The organism is Aquimarina sp. KJ22-3 (assembly GCF_055808215.1).
Map to the genome: position 1 here is coordinate 1,684,215 of NZ_CM147859.1, position 16,021 is coordinate 1,700,235.

The window sequence follows — 16,021 nt, forward strand, 5'->3', positions numbered from 1 at the left end:
TATTCATAGCACATCTATTTTCACGGTTTATAGGGAAAGGTTGCTACCGTACTTTTTTATAGCTTTGTTATAGTTCATTTTAAAAATGAAATGTATTATGGTTAAAAAAGTGCTCATGACAATCGCAATTATTTTCTTTATCCTAATTTCTTTATTGGTTTATGGGGTGTATCGTTTCTTTAATCCTTTTGGAGGATTGGTAAATGAAGAAGTTTCAAACTCTTATTATTACACCAGAGACGAGGAGAAAATAGTTTACAGCCCCATGGGAAATTGGTTTGAACTTGGTAAAACCGAAATGGAGGTGGATATGAGTTCTTTTCAAGTATTGGGGATAGATTATGCAAAGGATAAAGAAAATGCCTATTTCAAATCCAGAGTTATGGATTTTGGTATCGATGTACCTTCTTTTAGAGTGCTTGAAGGTTATGTGCCACTGGACAAAAATCATGTGTATGTACTGGTTGATGCCTATGCCTATCTTGATGATACCAAATCAGGTTTCAAGATATTAGAAGATGCAGATCCCGATACCTACGAACAGTTAAACTATGATTTTGCAAGAGATAAAAACGTTATCTTCAGAAATAATGAGAAGCTAACCGAAATCGATCACAAATCATTTGAAATTATAAATGGAGAATTTTGCAAAGATCAAGACGGGGTATATCACTATAGGTATCAAAATCCTTTGCAGAAAATAGATAGTATCAATGATCATGAGGTAGTATCTCTTACACCATATTGTATACGAGACAACCAAAATTTGTTTTTTCATTTGGGAAGTATAAAATATGAGGATACCGATGAAATTATTAGTATTCCTTTTGAAGACCCAAAGGAGATCGTGTTTTTTGAAGAAAAAGCATGGCTTAAGGTAGGGGATAAAATGTATTTTGAAGGTGAAGTTTTTGACCAGGCTGATGCTTCGTCGTTTGAAGAAGTTGCTTATGGTTATGTTAAAGATGCTAATCATGTCTTTTTTCTAGGAAAAATAATTGAAGGAGCGGATCCTGGAACTTTTAAATACAATGACAGAGATTACTTTTTCTATGATAAAAATTATGTGTACGAAGGAGGAGAAAAGACAAGAAAAAGATAAAATTCATTATCTTTTGTAAGGTTGATCGTTATTTTCGACTATTCTCTCTTAAAACTAAAAGAACAATCTTACACATGAAAAAGCTATCAACACTTTTACTATTAGTGCTTGTACTGATTTCCTGTAAACAAGAGGTGAAATCAGACCAAACAACAGTAGTATCAGAAACTCTTAAAGAAGAAGTTACACCAGATAGATCGGGTAATTTTCCAGAAGAAATCAATGCTGTTTTTGCCGCCCATGGTGGTATCAAAGCCTTCGATACTATGAATACTCTCGTATTTGAAATGGAAAAAGAAGGTGGAAACGAAAAACATACTACAGATCTTAAGTCACGTCATGCTCGAATCGAATCAAATAAATTTGCCTTAGGTTTTGACGGAAAAGAAGCCTGGTTAGAACAAGATTCAACATATTTCAAAGGAAATCCAAGGTTTTATCATAACCTGATGTTCTACTTTTATGCAATGCCTTTTGTTTTGGGTGACGAAGGAGTGCTCTATGAAAAAGTTGAAGATTTACAGGTAGACGGAGTATCGTATCCCGGATATAAAATTTCTTACGGAGAAGGCGTAGGAGATTCTCCAAAGGATAATTATTTCTTGTACTATGATGCCAATTCTAAGCAAATGAAGTTTTTAGGATATACGGTTACTTTCTTTAGCAAAGAAACCAGCGAAAAAATAAGCTTGATCGAGTATGCTGACTGGAATGATGTTAATGGTCTAATACTTCCTAAAACCTTGAAGTGGAGAGATTACAAAGATGGAGTAGTAGGGGATGTAAAGAGTGAAAGAAGCTTTGTAAATGCGCTTGCTAGTAAAGATAAACCTGCAGCTAGCCTATTTCAAAAACCAAAAGAAGAAAAACAAGAATCTCTCTAAATTGAATAGAGGATAAAGATAAAATGCCTATTGCGGATCGCAATAGGCATTTCTTTTTTCAGCATCGATCACAAACTTTTTTTGATAAAAATAGCCTTCGTATTTTGAGAATATTTCATTTCAGAAGTCTTTTTGATTGTCAGAATTACGTATTTGTCATTTTTATAAAGGTTTTGAAGTGAAATCCTCTTTTGTACTCAAAAACAAACGCAAAGAATTAGCTAATTTTATGCTTTTTATTTATTTGATTTACGAAAACGATATAGTAGCTTAAAAACGCTTTCTTTATGTATAACGAGTTAAATACCAGTACAAGAATTTTAATGGGGCCTGGGCCATCAGATGCACACCCAAGAGTATTAAAGGCCATGAGCACTCCTTTGATAGGGCATTTGGATCCACAATTTGTAACGATTATGGATGAGGTGAAAACCATGGTGCAAGATACCTTTATCACCAAGAATCATCTCACTTTTGTGGTCTCTGCTCCAGGTAGTGCCGGTATGGAAACTTGTCTGGTTAACCTTTTGGAACCAGGGGATGATGCTATTATTTGTATCAATGGAGTTTTTGGTGGTAGAATGGCAGATATAGCAGAACGTTGTGGAGCTAATGTATACAAAATAGAAAAAGAATGGGGTACTGTAGTAACCCCAGAAGATGTAAAGAAGGCTTTGGAAAAATGTCCCAAACCAAAACTGTTGGCTTTAGTACATGCCGAAACTTCTACTGGAGCACTACAACCTCTTAAAGAAATAAGCGATCTTGTGCATAATGCAGGAGGTTTGTTGATGGTAGATGCAGTAACCTCCTATTGTGGAGTAGAACTTAAAGTAGATGAATGGGGTGTAGATGCTATTTATACGGGTACACAAAAATGCCTTAGTGCTCCTCCGGGTTTATCTCCGGTAAGTTTTTCGGATAGAGCAGTTAAAGCGTTAGAAAATAGAAAAACCAAAGTGCAAAGTTGGTTTTTGGATTTGAGTTTGGTAAAAAACTATTGGGAAGGAGCCAAGCGGGCTTATCACCATACGGCACCGGTGTCCTCGGTGTATGCGCTTAGAGAGTCGCTTAGAATTGTTCTGGAAGAAGGATTGGAAAATCGTTGGAAACGGCATCAGGAGGTACATCAGGTATTGAAAAGCAAGTTAGAAGCACTTGGATTTAAATACCTGGTAGAAGAACCATATCGATTACCAAACCTGAACTCTGTTTTCTTACCCGAAGGGAATGATGAGGGGTTAATACGATCAAAATTGTTGAATGAGTACAATATTGAAGTAGGAGGAGGACTTGGTGCTTTTGCAGGTAAGATTTGGCGAGTAGGAATTATGGGAGAGAGTTGTACCCTTAATCATGTCAATATGTTGGTAAGTGCACTAGAGGATATGAAAGAGTTTAAAAAAGGATAAACTGGGATAGAGGAGGTGTAGATTGAATTATATCGAATGCTTTTTGTAGTAATTCACCAATAAGGCGACTACATAACTATAGGTTTCTATACCATCTGGTTGGTTGTTGACTTTCAGATAACTATCATATGTGCTTTTGAAAATAGGTTCTAGAGGATTTTCATAAGATTCCCAGAACTCGTTAACCTCTCGATAGTTTTTTCTGATTCCTGGGCGTAGTTCTTCTATTAAGCAAATGGCTTTTTCCTCATTTCGTAAATAAAGATCATTGATGCAGAATTTTAGGGCAAATGTAGTTCCGCTGTATTTAAAATAATCATCATCGTAGTTTATTGTCGTCAAAGCGGCTATAAAATTAGCTTCATTTTCTTTGGCAAAACCAATTTGATGTGCTTCTTCATGACAGCTGGTAGTTGGAGCTTTATAGTTTAAAATAAGTCCATTAACCTGTGCCTCGTTGGTAATTGGATTGAGATACCCACTAAACCCCATATAGGTGAGTGGAATACTCAACAAAGAAGTTTTAATACTTTTTGGGTTATATGTATTCAACTGTGGTAACAAGGTTTGCAGTTGTTGATACGCCGGCACGGTTTTTTGAAAAATCTCATCCTTGGTATACGGCATTGCAATAGACAAAGAGTCGTTGGGTTCTAATTTGGTATGTAATCGATTAGCATGTGTTATTAGACTTTCAGTCACCGAAATTAGTTCTTGCTCGGTATACTGATCTTCAATATCTATAATTTCATGAAGCGGTAATCTGTAGTAGTTCATTCCCCATAATAAGTGGAAACAAGCATATACGATAGACAAAGTTGCTCCAATATCTAAGAGCACTTCTTTCCAAAGTATCTTTTTTGTGAATACTTTTCGGATTAAAAAACGAATTAATAATACGACGAGTACAGCATATAATACATCCCCAAAAGAAAAAGGGATCCAACCAAAGACATATCTCAAGGCTTTAGAGGTATATACAAAAACTCCATTACTGTATACATTTTCTATAAGCTCAGGGAAAAAAGAAATTACTTTAATCACTAGTATCTGAATAGGTAAGAATAAAGTAAGATAAAGTTTGGTTTTGGATTGCATTCGATAAATATATAATAGAACGATAAATCTACAACATTTAATATATCATTATGTTTAAGATTATCTTAATATAGTACATTTGCGAAAAGACAAAATACTCATGAATTCAGAAATAAGAAACTTAGAACCTAAAGTACTTTGGGATAAATTTGCAGATCTTAATGCGGTTCCCAGACCCTCAAAAAAAGAAGAACGTGTTATTGCTTTTATGACAGCGTTTGGAGAATCTCTTGGTTTGGTCACCGAAGTCGATAAAGTTGGAAATGTACTGATCAAAAAACCGGCAACACCCGGCCTGGAAGATCGAAAAACTGTGGTGATGCAGTCGCATCTGGATATGGTACACCAAAAAAATGCGGATACGGATTTTGATTTTGATCAACAAGGAATTGAAATGTATGTAGATGGAGATTGGGTACGTGCAAAAGGTACTACGTTGGGTGCAGACAATGGATTGGGAGTAGCTACGATTATGGCGATTCTTGAATCCAAAGATATTGAACATCCAGCTATAGAGGCATTGTTCACCATTGATGAAGAAACAGGAATGACCGGTGCTATGGGATTAGAAGGTGGATGGTTGAAAGGTGATATTTTGTTGAATTTGGATACCGAAGAAGATGATGAAATAGGAGTAGGATGTGCAGGAGGAATTGATGTTACCGCCCAAAGATCTTACCAGGAAGAAGATGTTGATGAAGGTAAAGTAGGATATACTATTGCCATTACAGGACTTAATGGTGGACATTCTGGAATGGATATTCATAAAGGATTGGGTAATGCTAATAAAATTATGAATAGATTATTATTTGAAGGTTTTGAAAATTTCGGTTTGCAGGTGAGTGCCATAAAAGGAGGAAGCTTGCGAAATGCGATTCCTAGAGAAAGTTTTGCTACGATTGTGATCGATGGGATACAGGAAGAAGCTTTTGTTTTTGAAACCGAGCAATTGATTCAAACGATTCAAAAAGAGTTAGCGATAGCAGAACCCAATTTGAAGATCGAAATTAAAAAGGCAGACCTTCCTGAAAGTGTAATGGAATTGGGAGTACAAGAAGGAGTATTGAAAGCATTATATGCAGCGCATAATGGTGTGTATACTATGAGTGCCTCTATCGCTGATTTGGTAGAGACTTCAAATAACATTGCCAAGGTCTCTATAGGAAATGGAAAGGTGGTTATCGAATGCTTAACCAGGAGTAGTGTAGAGTCTTCAAAAATTGATTTGGTGAACAAATTAAGGGCAACTTTTGAATTGATAGGGTGCGAGGTAACCACAAGTGGAGATTACCCAGGTTGGGCACCAAATATGGATTCACCAATTTTAAAAGTTCTTGATCAATTGTATCAAGATATAAACGGAGAGAAAGCCCATGTTGCTGCCTGTCATGCCGGTTTAGAATGTGGGATATTGGGACAGAATTATCCTAATTTGGATATGATTTCTTTCGGTCCTACCATTTTGGGAGCACATTCTCCGGATGAGAGAGCAAGTATATCTTCGGTACAAAAATATTGGAAGTTTGTAAAGGAGATTCTAAGTCATATTCCTAAAAACTAAAGCATAAAAAAACATCCCGATCGATCGATCGGGATGTTTTTTTATATAACTTTTTCAGTGTTTATTGCGCTGCTCCAGGAGCTTTGTCTCTAATACCTACTAACTCAAGTTCAAAGACTAAATCAGAGTTAGGTGGAATAGCACGAGCACCTCTTTCTCCATATCCTAAGTGAGATGGGATGAATAAAATGGCTTTATCTCCAATATTCATTTGTTGAGCCCCTTCTTTGAATCCAGGAATCATTTGTGCATCCGGAGAATACGGCATAGGAATCGGCGCGTATCCTCTAGGGTCTGCCGCTCTTCTTTCATTGAATATTCCTAATTCTTCAGCTTTTTCACGAATATTAGTGTCAAACGCTTTACCATCTGTAAAGTATCCAGCGTAGTTGATATTTACGATATCTGTAGGTTTTGGTTTTTGACCATTTTCTTCTTTGTGAACAAATAAAATTTCTAAGCCACTTTCTAATTTGGTTGCTTTTGCCTTTAAAGCTTCAAAGTTAGCAGCAATTTCTTTTGCTTTTGCCTCAGCTTTTCGCTCTTTTTCCTCTTCCTCTTCCTTGATTTGTTGTAGCTTGTCTGTGAAAATATCTGCCGCTTTGAAATTTTTTGCTTCTTTTCCTTTTCTAAGAATATTCACCTCTAGCATTTTAATTTCACTTTTTGGCTTATCTCTTGGTCCGGTTTCTGCTACACCGATACTATCGATTACATCTTGTCCCATAACTACTTCACCAAACACAGTATGTCTACCGTTTAACCAAGGCGTATCTTTTAGGGTAATAAAAAACTGACTTCCATTGGTGTTTGGTCCAGAATTGGCCATCGATAACATTCCTTTTGACTTGTGAGTAAGAGAATCTACGATTTCATCTGGGAATTTATAACCTGGATCTCCAGATCCAGTACCTAGAGGATCTCCTCCCTGAATCATAAAGTCTTTGATTACACGATGAAAAACTACACCATTATAGAATTGTTTTCCTAGATAAGAACTATCTACCATAGTATTGGTCCCTTCAGCTAGAGAAACAAAATTTGCTACAGTTAGCGGGGTTGCATCATAATATAATTTAGCAACGGCAGTACCTTGATTGGTAACAATTTCGGCATAAACTCCTTCAGGTAATTCAGGATATTTTTCTTTGCAGCCCACTACAGTAATAGCAATAATAGCTAAGAATAAGAGATTTAATTTTTTCATTTTTAGGTTTAATTAATTTTCTGTTGTTGATTCTTTTGTGATTTTATGTAAAGTTACCTCACTCATTAACGGAATATTTGTCCCAATCTTATGATTGTCTCCATAATATCCATATGCTTGATACGAAGGGAATAAAAAAGTAACTACTTCTCCTTCCTTCATTAATTTTAACCCTTCTCGTAACCCAAGAAAAAGTTCTTCTTTGTCAATGTAATAGGTTACTGTATCCAGCTCGGTCTTCGAATAAATGAGATTTCCGTTTAAGTCTTTGATGTCGTAATTGAAATTTACGATATCCCCAAATTTTGGAGTTTTTTTGGATACTGTGTCTTTCTTGTTGTAGTAATACCAAAAGCCACCTTCAGAAGTGATATATTCATTCAGCGTATCGTTATCCATGATTTTTTTGATAAGACCTTCTTCTTTTGCAGCAAGTTGCTTGTTTCTTGTTATCGATTCAGAAATAAATGACCCCGATTTTACACTCACAGGTCTACGAGCTTCCTGAGTTTTACAAGAGGAAAATACTATCAAAAAGCCAAAGATATATAGTACTAATTTCATGGATTCAGGAGGTTTTTATATGATGGTAAGATACTAATAAATTTCTCAACAGTTTCTGATAAAGAAAGATTACTTTTTCCCCCTGCGGCGTTGTGGTGCCCACCACCTTCAAAATGATCTCTAGAGAATTCGTTGACCGAAAAATCTCCTTTTGAACGCAAAGAAATTTTGATAATTCCTTCGGTTTTATTCTCTATAAAAATAGCCGCAAATTTAACCCCTTCTATAGACAAGCCTATGTTAACGAATCCTTCGGTATCTCCTTTTTTGAAATTGTGTTGATCCAACTCTGCCTGCGAAAGTGAAATATAAGCGGTATTGTATTCGGATAATACCTTGAGGTTTTTAAGAGCTACGCCTTTTAATTGCAATCTTGACAAGGTATTCGTGTCGTAAATGTTTTCATGTATAGCGGTATTGTTTGCTCCCCGATCTATCAAATCGGCAACAACTTTGTGTGTAACGCTTGTCGTAGACCTGAACCGGAAAGATCCGGTATCCGTCATAATACCCACATAAATACAAGTGGCCAGTTCTGGAGTGATTTTATCCAGATCATCCAATTTTTGAATGAAGTGATACACCATCTGGCATGTAGAACTCATCGTAACATCGCTATATACAAATTGTGCATAGTCATCTGGTTGTTGGTGATGATCGATCATTACAAATATGGCTTCAGCAGAGGATAAGCTCTCTTGCATTTCGCCACTTCTAGATAGGTGATTGTAATCGAGAGTGAAAATCACTTCAGCTTCTCTTATCTTTGTTTGGGCAGTTTCGGTATCGCAATTGTATTTTATGATATTTTCTTCTCCAGGAACCCACTTCAAAAAATCTGGGTATTCGTTGGGCATAATTATGGTGCTATTATGACCCAAAGAGGAGAGGTAATGGTGTAATCCCAAAGAAGAACCTATCGCATCACCGTCAGGGTTTTTATGTGCGGTGATTACGATGTTTTTTGGGGTGCTTAAAAGCTGTTTTATTTCTTGAATATTCATAGATCAGCGAATATACGATAAATAATATTTTAGTAATATTAGATCAATTAATTTTGTAAGAATTCTTAAAGTGAAGTAATGAAAAAACTGGGTTTAACGATCTTTTTGTTTGCAATAACTATCCAATTTGGTATTGGGCAGCATAAGGAGCTGGATAGTCAAGCTGACTTTGTGATTGCATTTGGTAGCTGTAACAAACAGAATAATCCACAGCCCTTTTGGGAAGGCATTATACAGCAAAATCCTAATATATTCATTTGGGGAGGTGATATCGTGTATGCGGATTCTGATGATATGAGCAAAATCAAAAACGATTATGCTATACAGAACTCAAACAAAGGGTATCAAAAATTAAAAAAATCAGTACCCATTATGGGAACTTGGGATGATCATGATTTTGGTAAAAATGACGCCGGAGTAGAATGGGAGAAAAAGAAAGAGAGTCAACAATTGTTTTTAGATTTTTTTGGTGTGCCCAAAAATGATCCAAGAAGATCACAAGAAGGGGTTTACACTTCAGAAGTAATTGAAATAGAAAAAGGAAGTATAAAGGTAATTACTTTGGATACGCGTTATTTCAGATCTCCTTTACAAAGAGACTTTTCAGAAGAAAGACGTTATATGCCCTATGATAATGGTGAAGGAACAGTTTTGGGAGAAAAACAATGGCAATGGCTGGAACAAGAACTCGAGAATAACTTTTCTGACTTTGTGATCATTGTAAGTAGTATCCAGTTTTTATCATGGGAGCACGGATTTGAAACTTGGGGTAACTTTCCTCATGAAGTAAAAAAACTTAAGGATTTACTAGTTAAAAAAGGAGTAAGAAATGCTATTATTTTGAGTGGAGACCGTCATATTTCAGAGTTTTCTATGGCCAATATCGAAGGGTTAAAATATCCATTGATTGATTTTACCTCTAGTGGACTCACTCATTCGTATTCAAGCTATACAGGAGAACCTAATCAATATCGGGTAGGAAGAGTCATTTCTTCAACCAGTTATGGTGTTTTGAAATTTGATCTGGATACCTATATCGTTACCATGCAAATGGTAGGGGATAATAATATCGTTTTACAGGAATATAAAAAGCAATATCCCAAAGATTAGATTTTGAATGTTGAGATCTAAGAACGATACTTTCTTATAATAATTCTTGTTTTTGAAGCTTTTATAGCTACTTTTGCACAAAAATTTAAAAACCGGATTTTTCCGTTAATTAATGTAAACCTGCTTCTACTTTCAGAAGTTGACAATAAAAAAATATACAATGGCAACAAACAGAACTTTTACAATGCTAAAACCGGATGCGGTAAGAAAAGGATATATCGGAGCAATCCTTGAACAAGTTACAGCATCAGGATTTAGAATTGTGGCTATGAAATTGACTCAGCTTACTACCAATGATGCTAAAGAATTTTATGCGGTGCATAAAGAGCGTCCTTTCTATGGAGAGTTAGTAGAATATATGACAAGTGGTCCTATTGTAGCAGCTATTTTAGAAAAGGAAAATGCTGTAGAGGATTTTAGAACTTTAATCGGGGCTACTAATCCTGAAGAAGCTGCAGAAGGAACGATTCGTAAAAAATATGCGACATCGATTAGTGAAAACGCTGTTCACGGAAGTGATAGTGATGAAAACGCTGCTATCGAGGGTGCTTTCCATTTTTCTGGAAGAGAGCAATTCTAAACAATATACTAGAATAAAAAAAGGCTGTCCTACGACAGCCTTTTTTTGTTGTTATACTTTTTCTTTTACTTGTTTGGGCATACCGTCTTTATGCAATAGAATGCCTACTGTCTTCATTCTAAAATAGGCTTCAGACATGTAGAGATATCCATTATGAAGACCTTGCTGTCCCCAAGAGTTTTTGATCTTATAATAGACTTTACCTTTTTTATCGATACCTTTTCCTACAATGTGCATCAGGTGATCGTCTGTAGTATTGTAGTTTTCGAATTCTTTTTGGCGAGACTCAGGAGTTACAACCTCTTCTTTGATGTATTTTTTAAAAGCATCTTTCTTTTCCTCTTCCTTACTCAAAATGGCTAATCCACTTTTTTGAGAAAATCCTACTTCGCTTACATCCCCATCCCAAGCCACGGTGTATCCCTCTTTTAGGGCATGGTCTACTACCTGTTGTAATTCATCTAGTGGAATGTTGTAATATACCCCGTTTGAAAAATTATCAGGGATCTCCAATATAAAACTGCTATACACTGGATGATGCGTAAAAGAAGTAAGGGTAATATAGTTCTTGGTGTTGATGCCTAGTTCCTTGGCAAATTCCTGAGGAGTATATGTTTTATTATTATAAGTGAAAGATGTTGGCTTTTCTCCAAGGTAGATATCCAACATAGCTTCATAACTTTTCCACCATTTGTCTGATAAAATTTGATTTTCTACCGCATTATCAACCATATTGGTAAGCAGCTGAATTAATTCGCTGTGATCATGACGATCCGTTTTGGCGCTCGTAAATCCTGTATAGGTTGGATTAGGCACGATTCCATACTTCTGAATAGAATTCATGACATCGTGTGCCAACGCTCCTTGACTGAATTGTGCCTTACCCTGTCGTAAGATATAGTTTCTGGCTTTATCCAGATAGGTATTTCGTACCTGATATAACTCTGATAGATTGTGCATCCCTTTGCCTAATCGAGCCACTTCAGATTCAATAAAAGAAGTAGTAGAAAAACTCCAACAAGTACCCGTTTTTCCTTGACTTATTACCGGAGTACATTCATAAGATACTTGATCTGTAATGGTGTAATTCGGATGTATTTCTTGTGCATACCCAACCAAAGAGAGTGTAAGGCATGCAATAAATGCGAAACGTTTCATTGTATTGTGATTTGTGAGTGAGTAATGTACAAGAAATTCTGTAATTATAAAATTGAAATGTGTTAATTACCAGAAGACTCTAAAGCTAAGATTAGGAGTAATACCCAAAGAAACCACATCTGCACTAATAAACTGATTATTTAGCGAGTTTGTGGTTCTGATTTCTCTATTCAATAAATTCTCTCTGTCGTAGAGGTTGAGCACAGATAATCCTAATCTGTATTTTACCGAAGAGTTAGCTTTCAATTGAAAATCATAGATTGCCGAAAAGTCTAACCTATGATATACAGGTAGGGTATTACTGTTGATTTCTCCAAACTCTAAAACCACAATATCTCCTGAGTCATCTACTCCAGATATGTTGGTAAAGGCTTTACCGGTATGCCAGAGCCAACCTAAAGAAAACTGAAAGTTTTTGATTTTATAAAATTGAGACCATTTTACGGTGTGCTCGATATTCCAATTGCCTGGAAAAAACTCATTGTTGTTTACATCATCAAATCGGTTACGCGTATTTATAAAAGAATAACTCACCCAGGTTTTGTAGTTTCTAAACCTTTTTTTGATGAAAATATCCATTCCAAATACTCTGCTTTCTCCATTATGATAGGTATTATCTACTGGATTAATAAAACCGGCGGTAAGCGAGGTAATGTTGTCAATTTGCTTGTAGTACCCATCCACATCTATGTACCATCTGTTTTTTCGAAAACTAGAACCAAGGGTGAACTGATAACTAGTCACTACTGGAAATTCATCATTGTCAGATAAGGTCCATACTTGATTTTCCAGAGATAAATTGCTTACCACAGATTCTTGGATCTGACTAGCAGCTTGACTCCTATACTCTGCACTAGTGTTGATGGTCCAGTGTTTACTTAAATGTTTTTGTACAAACACTCGGGGCTCAATAAATGATTCATTTAATTCTGCATATTGATTAAAACGCAACCCTGCAGATACAAAAATGTTCTTAGGATCCTCGTATTTATATTCAGAATAGAAAGAATGAGTGTTTAAGAAACGATCATCTTCGTCCAAAATCAGTTCGTAACTAGGGGTAGAGGTAACAAAAGCAAATCGGATATCGTTGTTAGAAAATTGATAGCCTGCCGATAGACTCTGATATTCTGTAAATTTATAATCTAAATTGAATTGTCCTCCAAAATCCCGAATACTATTTTTCTTGCTTTCAATTTCTGTAATAGCTCCAAGATCTCTGGTAATGAATTGATAATTTAATAGGTATCTGGTATAGTATCCATTCACATCTAGGGATAGGTGATCGCCATATTGACTTTTCCAGCGAATGTTATATCCTTCATTTTCGGTTACCAAAGCATCACTTAGAGATTCTACACCATCACTTCTTCTAAAATCAAGGTCATTTTTATTGTAAATAGTGTTGATCTCGATATGTTGATTTTCTGAAGGCTGAATAATAAGATTAGCATTGTAATCGGCATAGAAAAAATCATTGTCTTCTTCATCCAAAGGTGTGGTTTCTGCAATTTGAGTATTCTGAAACACCCGATCCGAAAGCTGATTATAGGTAAAGGTTTCTAAAACATCTGTATATGATCTTCTTCCGGAAATTTGAAGAGATACTTTGTCTTTTATGATTGGAGTAGTGATGATGGCATCTGCATTGATCATGTTGATCCCAGCACCACCAGAGAACCGATCGGCTACTTTGTTTTCAGAACTGATATCGATAACACCGGCAATTCGATCCCCATATTTTGCGCTTACCCCGCTTTTTGAGAAATTTACTTCTTTGGCGACATAGGGATTGAAAGCGGATAGCATACCAAAAAAATGTCCTTGGTTGTAGGTTTTTATTCCGTTCCAAAGAATAAGGTTTTGGTGGGGGGTGCTTCCTCTTACAAATAGGCCTGAAGCCGTTTCGTTAGGATTATTTACTCCTGGAGTAAGCTGTACCGTTTGTAATATATCGGGTTCTGTTCTACCGGGGAGTACTTCTACATTATTGAGATCAATATTAATGACTTTTTTATTTTGAGTGATTCCTTTGGCCAGATATTCTTGGATGAGTACTTCTTCTAGTTCTTCTTCCTTAGTTCGACTCAAATAGATATTGATACAATCTCCATCGATAAAAGAAGCTGTTTTTAATACCGTTTGCCTAAAACCGGGAGCACTGATAAGCGTGACAGAATTAAATGGAATTTCGGGATGTTCAAAATAACCATTCTCGTCAGTGGTCGTATTGAACCGTAGCGCTTTGAAGAAAACTCCAATATTCTTTAACGGTTTTTGTTCTTCGTCAAAAACATATCCACAAATGCTAAGATTATCTTTTTTGCCATAGGATCTGATGGTGACAAAATTGGCTCCAGTCTTCTCAAATTTTAATTGAGATTGTTTGCTAATTTCTTGTAATACTTGATCCAAAGATTTGGCAGAAGTAATATCAAGAGATACCTCTTTGTTGGCAATCAAATCATCGATAAAAGAGAATTTTACCTGATAGTGCTCTTCTATTATGGTAAGTGCTTCAGATAAGGGAGCGCTTTTTAACGCAGCAATAGTTGTTCTTTCTTGAGAAAAAACAGAGATATTCCACAAAAAAATACATACACACAAAAATCTAATCATGCTTTTATTTTTCTAGCACCACGGTATTTCCATCTTCCGATATGGTGTAGTCCATGCCTAAGGTACTAAAAACTGTTCTAAGCGCCACTTCCTTATCATTATTAGGAAATGTACCTGTATAAATGGTAGTTAGATCAATATTAGAGGAGTTGATTTGTATGTTGTATTGTTCTTCTAATTCTTTAAAAACATATTTCAGTGGAATACTTCTAAAAGAGCTTGTGTTGCTTAACCACGTAGGCTCTGCTCCGGTAAAAGTCCAGTTTTCTGGTGTATTTCCATAGTTTCTATATGCCTTACCGGCGGTAAGTATTTCGGTATAATTTTTATTCACCACGCTTACTTTTCCCTCATAACAATTCACTTCAAAGAGAGCATTGTGAGACTGCACATTGAATTGGGTTCCTAATACAGAAACTTCTCCGTTTTTTGTGGCTACCGTAAACTTACTTCCTTTGGTTACTTTAAAAAAAGCTTCCCCTTCCAAAGAAACAAGGCGGGTATTTTTCCAATTGTCCTTATCAAAACTAGCTTTAGACTTTGCGTTCAATATCATTTCAGAACCATCAGGTAACTGCACCGTTAATGTTTCGCCATATTGGGTAGCAAAATCATCTTTAGGTCCAAATAAAAATATCCCAAATATGATAGCTATAGATGCAGCCACGGCCACGTAAGGTAGCAGTTTGATTACTGTACCTTTTTTCTTTTTATTAGTAGTGTTTTCTCGTTTAGACTTCAAAGCGATGAGTTCTTTTTCAACATCATACGTCTTAAGATCAAGAGCATCTGCACCAGCCATTATTTTGGCATAGTACTGATATTCTGGATGCTTCTTAAACGCCTTGAGTTCCTCTTCAGAAAGCTCTCCGCTTACCCATCTGGCTAAGAAAAAATCATCTTTTTTATCATCAAACATAACTTCTGTCTATATAATATGAACGCATTAACTTTAAATTACCCTACCACTATTTTGAAAAAAATAATCTAACTACTTGTTTTATTATGAATTACTGCTATCATCATAACCTGATTTGAGCAGTATTGTTGTGTGTTTTATATATTTCCTAATGTTTTTCGTAATGTGCCTAGGGCTTTGTGCATTAATTTTTCAATGGCCTTTACAGAAACTCCTGATAGTTCAGCAATTTCTTTATAGGTTTTTTTATCGATCCTACTCAACAAAAATACTTCACGTTGTCTTTCGGGTAATGAAGCAATAGCTGCTTTTAGTTTTTCCATGTACTCCTTTTCCAAAGCTATAAACTCTGGAGACTCGTGATTAATATCTGATTTTCGCTGAGTCACATAATCCTGATATTTAAATTTTACCTTTTGATGTCTTGTAATGCTAATCCCCAAATTGGTTGCAACGGTGTATACATAACTTTTGGCTTTGTCTATCGATACATTAACACAGTTATTCCATAGTTTAATAAAAGCATCCTGTACGATATCTTCTGCTTGATCAAGATCTCCAAACTTATAATACAGATAGTTCCTTAAAAGTTTGGAATGACTTTTAAAGAAATTATCAAATACCTTTTCGTTACATGTAGAATTTTTATTGTCAGACATCTGGGGTGGATATAGATGAGGTCAAATCTAGATTTTTTTCTAAGCTATCAAAAAAATATAAAGAAAGACGGGTAGGGTATACCTTTTCACACTCGTTCTATTCTTGTTATAACATTTCAAATCTCAATTGAGCATTCGCATAAA

At 35.7% G+C, this 16,021-nt stretch carries 14 protein-coding genes; 6 read left to right on the forward strand and 8 right to left on the reverse strand.

From position 1 onward, the window contains the following. The first annotated feature begins 115 nt into the window (after positions 1-115). From AC0L3Q_RS07375 to AC0L3Q_RS07385, 3 genes are all read left to right on the forward strand, one after another. Positions 116-1,102, forward strand: a complete 987-nt coding sequence (locus tag AC0L3Q_RS07375) for a DKNYY domain-containing protein (protein ID WP_473285975.1) — start codon at positions 116-118, stop codon at positions 1,100-1,102. Between the two features lie 74 nt (positions 1,103-1,176). Next, positions 1,177-1,986 carry a DUF6503 family protein gene (locus AC0L3Q_RS07380; RefSeq protein WP_473285976.1) on the forward strand — a complete coding sequence of 270 codons (810 nt, stop codon included), beginning with the start codon at positions 1,177-1,179 and terminating at the stop codon, positions 1,984-1,986. Between the two features lie 287 nt (positions 1,987-2,273). Continuing rightward, complete coding sequence (locus AC0L3Q_RS07385) at positions 2,274-3,398, forward strand: pyridoxal-phosphate-dependent aminotransferase family protein (RefSeq protein WP_473285977.1); 1,125 nt, start codon at positions 2,274-2,276, stop codon at positions 3,396-3,398. Positions 3,399-3,425: 27 nt separating this feature from the next. On the opposite strand, the gene AC0L3Q_RS07390 is transcribed toward AC0L3Q_RS07385, so the two are convergent. Further along, a complete protein-coding gene (locus tag AC0L3Q_RS07390) occupies positions 3,426-4,496 on the reverse strand; it encodes a DUF3810 domain-containing protein (RefSeq protein ID WP_473285978.1) in 1,071 nt (356 codons plus the stop codon). A 100-nt stretch (positions 4,497-4,596) separates the two neighbouring features. Here AC0L3Q_RS07390 and AC0L3Q_RS07395 point away from each other — a divergent pair, with 100 nt between their 5' ends. Beyond that, positions 4,597-6,057: an aminoacyl-histidine dipeptidase gene (locus AC0L3Q_RS07395; RefSeq protein WP_473285979.1), complete on the forward strand. Its 1,461-nt coding sequence runs from the start codon at positions 4,597-4,599 to the stop codon at positions 6,055-6,057. A 61-nt stretch (positions 6,058-6,118) separates the two neighbouring features. Here AC0L3Q_RS07395 and AC0L3Q_RS07400 read toward each other — a convergent pair whose 3' ends face one another. Genes AC0L3Q_RS07400 through AC0L3Q_RS07410 form a run of 3 tightly spaced genes read right to left on the reverse strand, consistent with a single transcriptional unit; the run spans position 6,119 to position 8,832 of the window. Beyond that, positions 6,119-7,264: a peptidylprolyl isomerase gene (locus AC0L3Q_RS07400; RefSeq protein ID WP_473285980.1), complete on the reverse strand. Its 1,146-nt coding sequence runs from the start codon at positions 7,262-7,264 to the stop codon at positions 6,119-6,121. Between the two features lie 12 nt (positions 7,265-7,276). Beyond that, complete coding sequence (gene gldI / locus AC0L3Q_RS07405) at positions 7,277-7,828, reverse strand: gliding motility-associated peptidyl-prolyl isomerase GldI (protein WP_473285981.1); 552 nt, start codon at positions 7,826-7,828, stop codon at positions 7,277-7,279. After that, positions 7,825-8,832, reverse strand: a complete 1,008-nt coding sequence (locus tag AC0L3Q_RS07410; protein ID WP_473285982.1) for a DHH family phosphoesterase — start codon at positions 8,830-8,832, stop codon at positions 7,825-7,827. Before AC0L3Q_RS07410 ends, gldI begins: the two co-directional genes overlap by 4 nt. Positions 8,833-8,910: 78 nt before the next feature. On the opposite strand from AC0L3Q_RS07410, the gene AC0L3Q_RS07415 reads away from it, so the two are divergent. Both AC0L3Q_RS07415 and AC0L3Q_RS07420 read left to right on the forward strand, forming a co-directional pair. Beyond that, on the forward strand, positions 8,911-9,942 hold the full coding sequence (locus AC0L3Q_RS07415) for an alkaline phosphatase D family protein (protein WP_473285983.1): 1,032 nt from the start codon (positions 8,911-8,913) through the stop codon (positions 9,940-9,942). A gap of 160 nt (positions 9,943-10,102) precedes the next feature. Then, on the forward strand, positions 10,103-10,522 hold the full coding sequence (locus AC0L3Q_RS07420) for a nucleoside-diphosphate kinase (RefSeq protein WP_473285984.1): 420 nt from the start codon (positions 10,103-10,105) through the stop codon (positions 10,520-10,522). A gap of 51 nt (positions 10,523-10,573) precedes the next feature. Here the strand turns inward: AC0L3Q_RS07420 and AC0L3Q_RS07425 are convergent, their stop codons facing one another. The 4 genes from AC0L3Q_RS07425 to AC0L3Q_RS07440 all read right to left on the reverse strand — a co-directional run bounded on the left by AC0L3Q_RS07425 (position 10,574) and on the right by AC0L3Q_RS07440 (position 15,877). Further along, positions 10,574-11,680, reverse strand: a complete 1,107-nt coding sequence (locus tag AC0L3Q_RS07425) for a C1 family peptidase (RefSeq protein WP_473285985.1) — start codon at positions 11,678-11,680, stop codon at positions 10,574-10,576. 66 nt (positions 11,681-11,746) lie between these two features. Then, complete coding sequence (locus AC0L3Q_RS07430) at positions 11,747-14,299, reverse strand: TonB-dependent receptor domain-containing protein (RefSeq protein ID WP_473285986.1); 2,553 nt, start codon at positions 14,297-14,299, stop codon at positions 11,747-11,749. 4 nt (positions 14,300-14,303) lie between these two features. Further along, complete coding sequence (locus AC0L3Q_RS07435; RefSeq protein WP_473285987.1) at positions 14,304-15,218, reverse strand: FecR family protein; 915 nt, start codon at positions 15,216-15,218, stop codon at positions 14,304-14,306. Between the two features lie 137 nt (positions 15,219-15,355). Continuing rightward, a complete protein-coding gene (locus AC0L3Q_RS07440) occupies positions 15,356-15,877 on the reverse strand; it encodes an RNA polymerase sigma factor (protein ID WP_473285988.1) in 522 nt (173 codons plus the stop codon). Between the last annotated feature and the right edge of the window lie 144 nt (positions 15,878-16,021).

Bases quoted from the DNA above. Each gene is read 5' to 3' on its own strand.
- AC0L3Q_RS07375 (WP_473285975.1), top strand. From the start codon at position 116: ATGACAATCGCAATTATTTTCTTTATCCTAATTTCTTTATTGGTTTAT.
- AC0L3Q_RS07380 (WP_473285976.1), top strand. From the start codon at position 1,177: ATGAAAAAGCTATCAACACTTTTACTATTAGTGCTTGTACTGATTTCC.
- AC0L3Q_RS07385 (WP_473285977.1), top strand. From the start codon at position 2,274: ATGTATAACGAGTTAAATACCAGTACAAGAATTTTAATGGGGCCTGGG.
- AC0L3Q_RS07390 (WP_473285978.1), bottom strand. From the start codon at position 4,496: ATGCAATCCAAAACCAAACTTTATCTTACTTTATTCTTACCTATTCAG.
- AC0L3Q_RS07395 (WP_473285979.1), top strand. From the start codon at position 4,597: ATGAATTCAGAAATAAGAAACTTAGAACCTAAAGTACTTTGGGATAAA.
- AC0L3Q_RS07400 (WP_473285980.1), bottom strand. From the start codon at position 7,264: ATGAAAAAATTAAATCTCTTATTCTTAGCTATTATTGCTATTACTGTA.
- gldI (WP_473285981.1), bottom strand. From the start codon at position 7,828: ATGAAATTAGTACTATATATCTTTGGCTTTTTGATAGTATTTTCCTCT.
- AC0L3Q_RS07410 (WP_473285982.1), bottom strand. From the start codon at position 8,832: ATGAATATTCAAGAAATAAAACAGCTTTTAAGCACCCCAAAAAACATC.
- AC0L3Q_RS07415 (WP_473285983.1), top strand. From the start codon at position 8,911: ATGAAAAAACTGGGTTTAACGATCTTTTTGTTTGCAATAACTATCCAA.
- AC0L3Q_RS07420 (WP_473285984.1), top strand. From the start codon at position 10,103: ATGGCAACAAACAGAACTTTTACAATGCTAAAACCGGATGCGGTAAGA.
- AC0L3Q_RS07425 (WP_473285985.1), bottom strand. From the start codon at position 11,680: ATGAAACGTTTCGCATTTATTGCATGCCTTACACTCTCTTTGGTTGGG.
- AC0L3Q_RS07430 (WP_473285986.1), bottom strand. From the start codon at position 14,299: ATGATTAGATTTTTGTGTGTATGTATTTTTTTGTGGAATATCTCTGTT.
- AC0L3Q_RS07435 (WP_473285987.1), bottom strand. From the start codon at position 15,218: ATGTTTGATGATAAAAAAGATGATTTTTTCTTAGCCAGATGGGTAAGC.
- AC0L3Q_RS07440 (WP_473285988.1), bottom strand. From the start codon at position 15,877: ATGTCTGACAATAAAAATTCTACATGTAACGAAAAGGTATTTGATAAT.